General features: G+C 67.7%; 6 protein-coding genes. 5 read left to right on the top strand and 1 reads right to left on the bottom strand.

Annotation, left to right across the window (positions count from 1 at the left end; all coding sequences use genetic code 11):
- Positions 1-371 (top strand): helix-turn-helix domain-containing protein (locus JMF90_RS17410; RefSeq protein ID WP_201325260.1); only part of this gene is annotated, 371 nt, incomplete at its 5' end.
- 215 nt (positions 372-586) lie between these two features.
- Here JMF90_RS17410 and JMF90_RS17405 read toward each other — a convergent pair.
- Positions 587-1,534 (bottom strand): aldo/keto reductase, encoded by a 948-nt coding sequence (locus JMF90_RS17405; protein ID WP_011548723.1) that lies wholly within the window; start codon positions 1,532-1,534, stop codon positions 587-589.
- Positions 1,535-1,889: 355 nt separating this feature from the next.
- Here JMF90_RS17405 and JMF90_RS17400 point away from each other — a divergent pair, with 355 nt between their 5' ends.
- The 4 genes from JMF90_RS17400 to JMF90_RS17385 all read left to right on the top strand — a co-directional run.
- Positions 1,890-4,394 carry a type VI secretion system Vgr family protein gene (locus JMF90_RS17400; RefSeq protein WP_011694927.1) on the top strand — a complete coding sequence of 835 codons (2,505 nt, stop codon included), beginning with the start codon at positions 1,890-1,892 and terminating at the stop codon, positions 4,392-4,394.
- Positions 4,395-4,407: 13 nt separating this feature from the next.
- Positions 4,408-5,310, top strand: coding sequence for a DUF4123 domain-containing protein (locus tag JMF90_RS17395; RefSeq protein WP_011548721.1), 903 nt, complete (start codon positions 4,408-4,410; stop codon positions 5,308-5,310).
- 56 nt (positions 5,311-5,366) lie between these two features.
- Positions 5,367-6,044, top strand: a complete 678-nt coding sequence (locus tag JMF90_RS17390; protein ID WP_041489444.1) for a DUF3304 domain-containing protein — start codon at positions 5,367-5,369, stop codon at positions 6,042-6,044.
- A gap of 36 nt (positions 6,045-6,080) precedes the next feature.
- Positions 6,081-6,897: phospholipase effector Tle1 domain-containing protein (locus JMF90_RS17385; protein ID WP_201325259.1), on the top strand; the 817-nt coding region annotated here is incomplete at its 3' end.

Here is a 6,897-nt window from a genome sequence, read left to right as displayed (position 1 = left end):
AAGTGAACGGTGCGGGCGCCTCGCGCGCGTCGCTGTCGTACCTGCTGACCGCGAAGCAGTACATCGCGACGCATCTGGGCGAGCCGGAGCTCGCGCCGCAGGCCGTCGCCGACGCGGTCGGGCTGTCGCTGCGGCATCTGGGCCGCCTCTTCGCGGCCGAAGGCGAGTCGATCACGCAGCACATCTGGTCGGAACGGCTGTCGCACGCGCATCGCGAGCTGACGGATGCGCGGCTGCGCAAGACGAGCATCGGCGAGATCGCGTTCCGCTGGGGGTTTTCGAGCCAGGCGCATTTCAGCCGCGCGATCCGCGAGCGCTACGGCGCGTCGCCGATGGCGCTGCGCGATGCGGCGCGCGAGGCCGCGGGCTGACGGCGGTTTGCGGATGGTTCGGCGGCGGCGCGTGCATCACGCGCCGTTTTCGTTTGCGGCGCGCGAGGTGTGGTGCAGGTTCGGCGCGAGGAAGCGCGGTCGAACCGCGCGGCCATCGGCTGCCCGCCATTGCATTCATTCACCTGGCGCGCATCGCAGGCCGGCCGTGGAACCGCGATGCGGTTCCACGGCCGGCGCCGCCAGCGCCACGGACTTCAGGACGCGCTGGCTTCGTCGATCTGACGAACGTCGTCCTGATCGAGCGTGACGCGGATCGCTTCACCGAGCAGCGCGAGCTGCTCGAGCGACGTCGCGCTCGCGATCGGCGCGGTGATCGTCGGCCGCGCGATCTGCCAGGCGAGCGCGATCGCGGCCGGCTGCGTGCCGTGCTTCGCCGATACGGCGTCGAGCGCCGCGAGAATGCGCAGCCCGCGTTCGTTCAGATAGCCGGCGACGCGATCGCCGCGCACGCTCTTCTTCAGGTCGGCTTCACTGCGGTACTTGCCCGACAGGAACCCGCTCGCGAGCGCGTAGTAGTTGACGACGCCGAGCTTCAGCTCGCGCACGACGGGCTCGAGGTCGCGTTCGTAGTCGGCGCGGTTGAGCAGGTTGTATTCGGGCTGGATGACCTGGTAGGCGGGCAGTCCGTCGCGCACGCTGATGGCCGCGGCTTCGCGCAGCCGTGCGCCGCTGTAGTTCGACGCGCCGATGATGCGCACCTTGCCCGCATCGATCAGCGTTTGATACGCGCCGAGCGTTTCTTCGAGCGGGGCCGTGTCGGCGAGATCGCGGTGCGAGAAATACAGGTCGATGTAGTCGGTCTGCAGGCGGCGCAGCGAATCGTCGACGGCCTTCAGGATGTTGTCTTTCGACAGCCCCGCGCGCGTGCCGAGGAGCCCGACCTTGGTCGCGATCACGACCTGCTCGCGCTTGCCGGAGCGCTTGAGCCACTTGCCGATGATCGTTTCCGATTCGCCGCCGTGGTTGCCGGGAACCCAGGCCGAATAGACGTCGGCCGTGTCGATGAAGTTGATGCCGGTGTCGGCGAGCGCGTCGAGCAACGCGAACGATGCGTTTTCGTCGACGGTCCAGCCGAAGACGTTGCCGCCGAACGCGAGCGGCGAAACCTGGATGCTGGATGTACCGAGGGTGCGATGTGCCATGTTCTGCTCCGTAAGCTGCGGGTGACGGGAGGGGACTGCGGGACGTGAAGCCGGTCGCGTTGAGACGGCGAGCACGTGGCGAGGTTCCGCCGCCGGCGCACCAACCGGCGGGTTTCGCGCGCGTGCGCCGGCATGCCGGACGCGGTGACGTCATCACGGCAGCGACCTCCGTTCGAGCGCCGGCCCCGCCGCGCGCAAGGCACTGTATTTATTACCGATTTTCCGTGCCAGGTTAGGGAAATGACGCATGGCGTCAATGTTGTCGCGGCGCGTTGTCTACGATATCCTTTCATCCCAAAATTAAGGGAGGCAGCGGGCCGCTGCCACACGAACGAAAAATCATTCTGAGGCGGTCATGGCTGACCTGGCGGCATTCATTCGAACCCCGTTTTTCCAGCAAGACAAACGCCTGCTCGCGCTGTCTTTCCCCCACGACGACGCGCCGTCGGTGACCGACTCGTACGGGCGGCAACGTCCGGCGCGGCTGGTGGCCGAGCGTCTCGTCGCGCACGAGGGGCTCGGGATCGATTTCACGTTCGAGGTGACGCTGTTGTCGGGCGAGGCGGGCGTCACGCTGGCCGACATGCTGGGCAAGCTGCTCGCGGTGTCGATGGTGCGCCCCGACGGCGGCCTGCGTTATTTCACCGGTTACTGCACCGAGTTTTCGCTGGTCCGCAACGACGATTCGATCGCGGAATATCGCGCGGTGCTGCGCCCGTGGAGTCACTTCCTGCGGACCCGCGTGAACAACCGCCTGTTCCTCGGCCAATCGCTGCAGCAGCAGATCGGCACGCTGCTCGCCGACTATCAGGGGCTCGCGCCGTCGTGGGAGTGGCGCGTGCGCGGCGACGATCCGGCACGCACGATGAACGTCCAGGGCGGGGGGCTCGGCGAAAGCGACTGGAACTACATCGTTCGCCATCTGGAAGCCGTCGGGTTCCTGTACTGGTGGGAGCATGACGAGAAAGGCGTGAAGCTGATCGTCGGCGACGACAGCACGGTGCAGTGCCCGGCCGTCGACGGCCGCTCGCCGCAGATCCGCTTCCAGACGCACGACGGCCCGATGGCCGCCGACGCCATTTCGCAATGGTCCGCGGTACGGTCGCTGTCCGCCGGCAGTTACAGCGCGACGGCGTTCGACTTCAAGGCGCCGCATGCGGCCCACGCGCAGATTCCGACGCTGCATCCGCCGGGTGTCGCGCCGCAGGTCGAGCATCATGAATACGTGGGGCACTACGGCTTCGCGAAGCAGACGCGCGCCGGCGACGCGCTCGCGCGTGTGCGGATGGAAGAGATCGAGGCGGCCGCGACGCGTTTCGACGCGGCCGGCAATCATCACGGCATCCTGCCCGGGCGCTGGTTCCAGCTGTCCGATCACTTCAGCGTGGCGTCGGGCAGCCCGCAGGATCACGAGTACCTGATTCTCGAAGCCCGTCACGAAGCGGCGAACAATTACCTGCAGGCCGACGGCAAGCCCGAGTATCGCAACCGCTTCGTCGCGGGCCATCGACGTACGCCGTGGCGACCGGGGCGCGGGTTCAACAGCGAACCGGTGCGCGTGCTGGCGCCGCAAACCGCGACCGTTGCCGGCGCGAAGGGAGCCGGCAGCGTCGACGTCGACGAGTACGGGCGCGTCTGCATCGTCTATCACTGGGATCGGGCGGCGCAGATCAGCGCGCGGATTCGTGTGGCCGCCGGCTGGGCGGGCGGCGAGAAGGGCATGATCGCGCATCCGCGCGTGGGCAGCGAGGTGCTCGTGATGTGCCTCGACGGCAATCCCGACCGGCCCGTCGTGTCGGGCACCACGTACAACGCGGAACGGATGCCGCCGTGGGCGCTGCCCGACCAGCACGTGCTGACCGGCCTGCGCAGTCGCGAGCTGTCGGGCGACGGCGGCAATGCGGCGGGCGGACGCTCGAACCACGTGCTGCTCGACGACACGCCGCAGCAGCTCCAGCTGAAGCTGCGCAGCGATACCGACGCGAGCGAACTGACGCTCGGGCACAACGTCCGCATCGACGCGACCCAGGGGCGCACCGATCAGCGCGCCCGCGGCTTCGAATTGCGGACCGACGCGCATGGCGCGGTACGGGCGGCCAAGGGCCTGCTCGTGACCAGCGAGGCGCGCTACGACGCGCGTGCCCATGCGACCGACATCGGCGAGACCGTCGCGCGCCTCGACAAGGCGCACGACCTGCACGAATCGTTGTCGGGGTCCGCGCACGACGTGAAGGCGCAGGAGTCCGGCGATCAGGATGCCGTCCATCAGGCGCTCAGGACGCAGAACGACGGCCTGAGGGGCAGCGGCGGCAATCCGCAGCAGGGCGAGTTTCCGGAGTTCGCGCAGCCGTTCCTCGCGCTCGCGAGCCCGGCGGGGATTCTGGCGACGACGACGGGGTCGACCCATGTCGCGAGCGACCAGCACGTCGCGTTGACGAGCGGCGCCCACACGAGCATCGGCGCGGGCAAGAGCATGCTGGTCAGCGCGCAGGAGGCGGTGCGCGTCGCCGCGTTCGAGAAGGGCATCCGGCTCGTGGCCGCCGCGGCCGACATCGACATCCAGGCGCTCAAGGACAGCGTCAACGTGCTCGCCAAGCTGGACGTGAAGGTCGATGCGAACCGCATCACCATCACCGCGAAAGAAGAAGTCCTGATCAACGGCGGGACCAGCTATACGCGCTGGAACGGCAGCGGCATCGTGCACGGGACCAAGGGCGAATTCACCGCGCATGCGGCGTCACATACGTTCATCGGGCCGGACAGCCTGCCGGTGCCCGCGCGCGCGTTCCCCGGCACGGCGTGCGCGCCGTGCATGGTCAACGCGGCATCGATGGCGTCGCCGTTCGCGGCCAAGGCGTGAGGCAGGGCCGCGCATGACGAATGACCTGATCGCCGCGCAGGCGGCCGACGCGCTGCAGGCGGCGCTGTTGTCGCAGGACGGGCTGCGCGCTTACGTCCTGATCGACGGCGCATTGCTGGATACGTTGCCGGACGAGGACAAGGCGTCGTGGCCCGCGTTCGTCGCGGCCTCGCTGCTCGACGACGCCGACGACGAGGCGAGAGTCGTCGGGCCGCTGCTGTTCGAATGGCAGCCCGCCGCCGACAGCGCCGAGGCTGCGGACGCGATCGAGCCGCCCGGCATTCCGTGGCCGGCGGCGAGCGTGCTCGTGTCGCCGCTGTCGCTCGAGCGACTGGCCGCGCATCTGGCGCCGATGGTCGATGTCCAGCTCGAGCAGATGGAGAGCGTGATGCTGATGCGCTTCTTCGATCCGCGCGTGCTGCCGTTCTGGCTCGACATGCTGCCCGCCGCCCATCGCGCGTATCTGGCGCAGGGCGTGCGGCACTGGATTCACCGCGATACCGCGCTGCAGCTCCGGACGGCGGACATCGCCGCGCCCGCCACCGTCAGGCAGGCCGCCGAGTTTCCGCTGCAGTTGACCCAGGCGCAGGAAGACGATCTGCTCGCCGCCTGCTATCCGTACACGATGCTCGAGCGGCTGCGTGTCGAAAAGCCCGCGCTGCTGGCGTCATTGCCGGCCGCGCAGCACTACGGCTTCGTGCGCGATCAACTGGCACGCTGCCAGGCGCACGGCGCCGAAAGCGCGGCGTCGCTGCTGATCTATTGCGAACTGGCGTTGCGCTACGGCGCGCGCTTCGACGAGCATCCGGCGATGGCCGCCGTGTTCGACGCAGTGGCGCAGGGAGAGGCGTTTCCGGAGGCGCTGGCGCGGGTGCCGGCGGAGGACTGGCGGCGGATGCAGGAAGCGGCCGGGTGATGGCGCGTGCGCCACGCGACTCGAATGAAATCGACTGGAAGAGAAGGAAGTTCAATATGAACCGCTGCTGGATCACTTTGCTGTCCGTGATGGTTTTTTCCACGGCTGCGTGCAGCAAGAGCGTGAACGATGCCGAGAAGGACAGTTTGGCGCCCGGCGAAGTGAACAAATGGAACGACCCGAACTACGACATCATCACCGCCGGGTCCTTCAACTATACGGATTACGACATCTACGGCGTCTATCTGCTGCCGCCCGACAAGAACAGCCTCGACGACGCGGCGAGCGCCGACGGCGCGCATGCCACGCCGCGGAGCGCGAAATACTGGTCCGGCGGCGGCGGCTCGCGCCCGAGTCTCGCGTGGGATTTCCGCTGGAAGACCCCGAAGACGTTCAAGGTGTGGTGGGAGCGCGTGGTCGACAAGCGCGCGATGGAAGCGTCGTCCGCGAACTACGACCCGTACACGCACCGGGAAACCCAGCCGGGGATGGCGTGGTGCGAAGGCGAGATCACGGTCACGCGCCCGCCCGTCAAGGACAAGAGCGGCGGTATCGTGCTGCACTTCTTCCCCGATGGCCGCGTGGAAGGCGACATGGATTTCGGCGCCGACGGCCCGGACCCGAAGGTGGCCCTGTCGAAGCGCGACGCGCAGCGCAAGCTGACCGACCGCGCGTGCCTGAAGGAAATTCCCAATCCGTTCTATGGGCGCAAGAAGCCGGCCCAGTGGAATTGACGCTGGACGCGTGACCGGAACAGGAGCGTAACCGCCATGAGCAATCCCCCCCTCATTCGACGCATCACCGATATCACGCCGGTCGAGGACTCGATCCGCAACGGGCATCGCGAGGCGCTCGATCCGCTGCGGGTCGAGCAATGCAAGGAGTGTCCGAAACCCGTGTGGTTCACGGCCTTCTTCGACGGCACGGGCAACAACTACGGCGAGGACGGCAACGGTTCGACGGACGTCGCGAAGACCAAGTACAGCAACATCGCCAAGCTCGCGATGTTTGCTCATGTCCCGTTCAACAAGGCCAATCCGCGCACGATGGGCCGGTACGTCGAGGGCGTCGGCACACCCTGCAGCAAGGTCGGCGATTCGGGCAAGGGTATCGACGGCGCGCTCGGCATGGCGGCCGCGAGCAAGGGCGAGGCGCGCATCCGCTGGATGCTCCGCGAGCTCGAAAAGCACGTGGCGAACCACATGCCGGCCGTGAGCCAGATCAACGTGGCCGCGTTCGGCTTCTCGCGCGGCGCCACGGAGGCGCGGGCGTTCGTCCGCATGCTGACCGAGCAGCTGGCCGAGAACATCGGCGGTCGGCTCTGGTGGAACAAGAAGAACATGAAGGGGATGCGTCCCGAAGTGGTCGTCTACTTCATGGGCATTCTCGATACGGTGGCGTCGACAGGCTTCGGCGGCAGCCGCCTGGAGAAGGCGGCGCCCTACATCGTCGGCGCGATCCTCGGGCCGGTCTATGGCGGCATGCTCCACAGCATCGACAAGGGCGGCCATGCGGAATGGGCGAACGACATCCGCATTCCGGACTACGTGCGGGAGTGTGTTCACTATGTCGCATCGCATGAAGTCC

The organism is Burkholderia sp. E168m23 (assembly GCF_016586125.1).
In the GTDB taxonomy this organism is placed as follows: Bacteria; Pseudomonadota; Gammaproteobacteria; order Burkholderiales; family Burkholderiaceae; genus Burkholderia; species Burkholderia orbicola.
The sequence above is the reverse complement of the archived record's forward strand: the minus strand, read 5'-3'. Positions and strand labels throughout refer to the sequence as shown.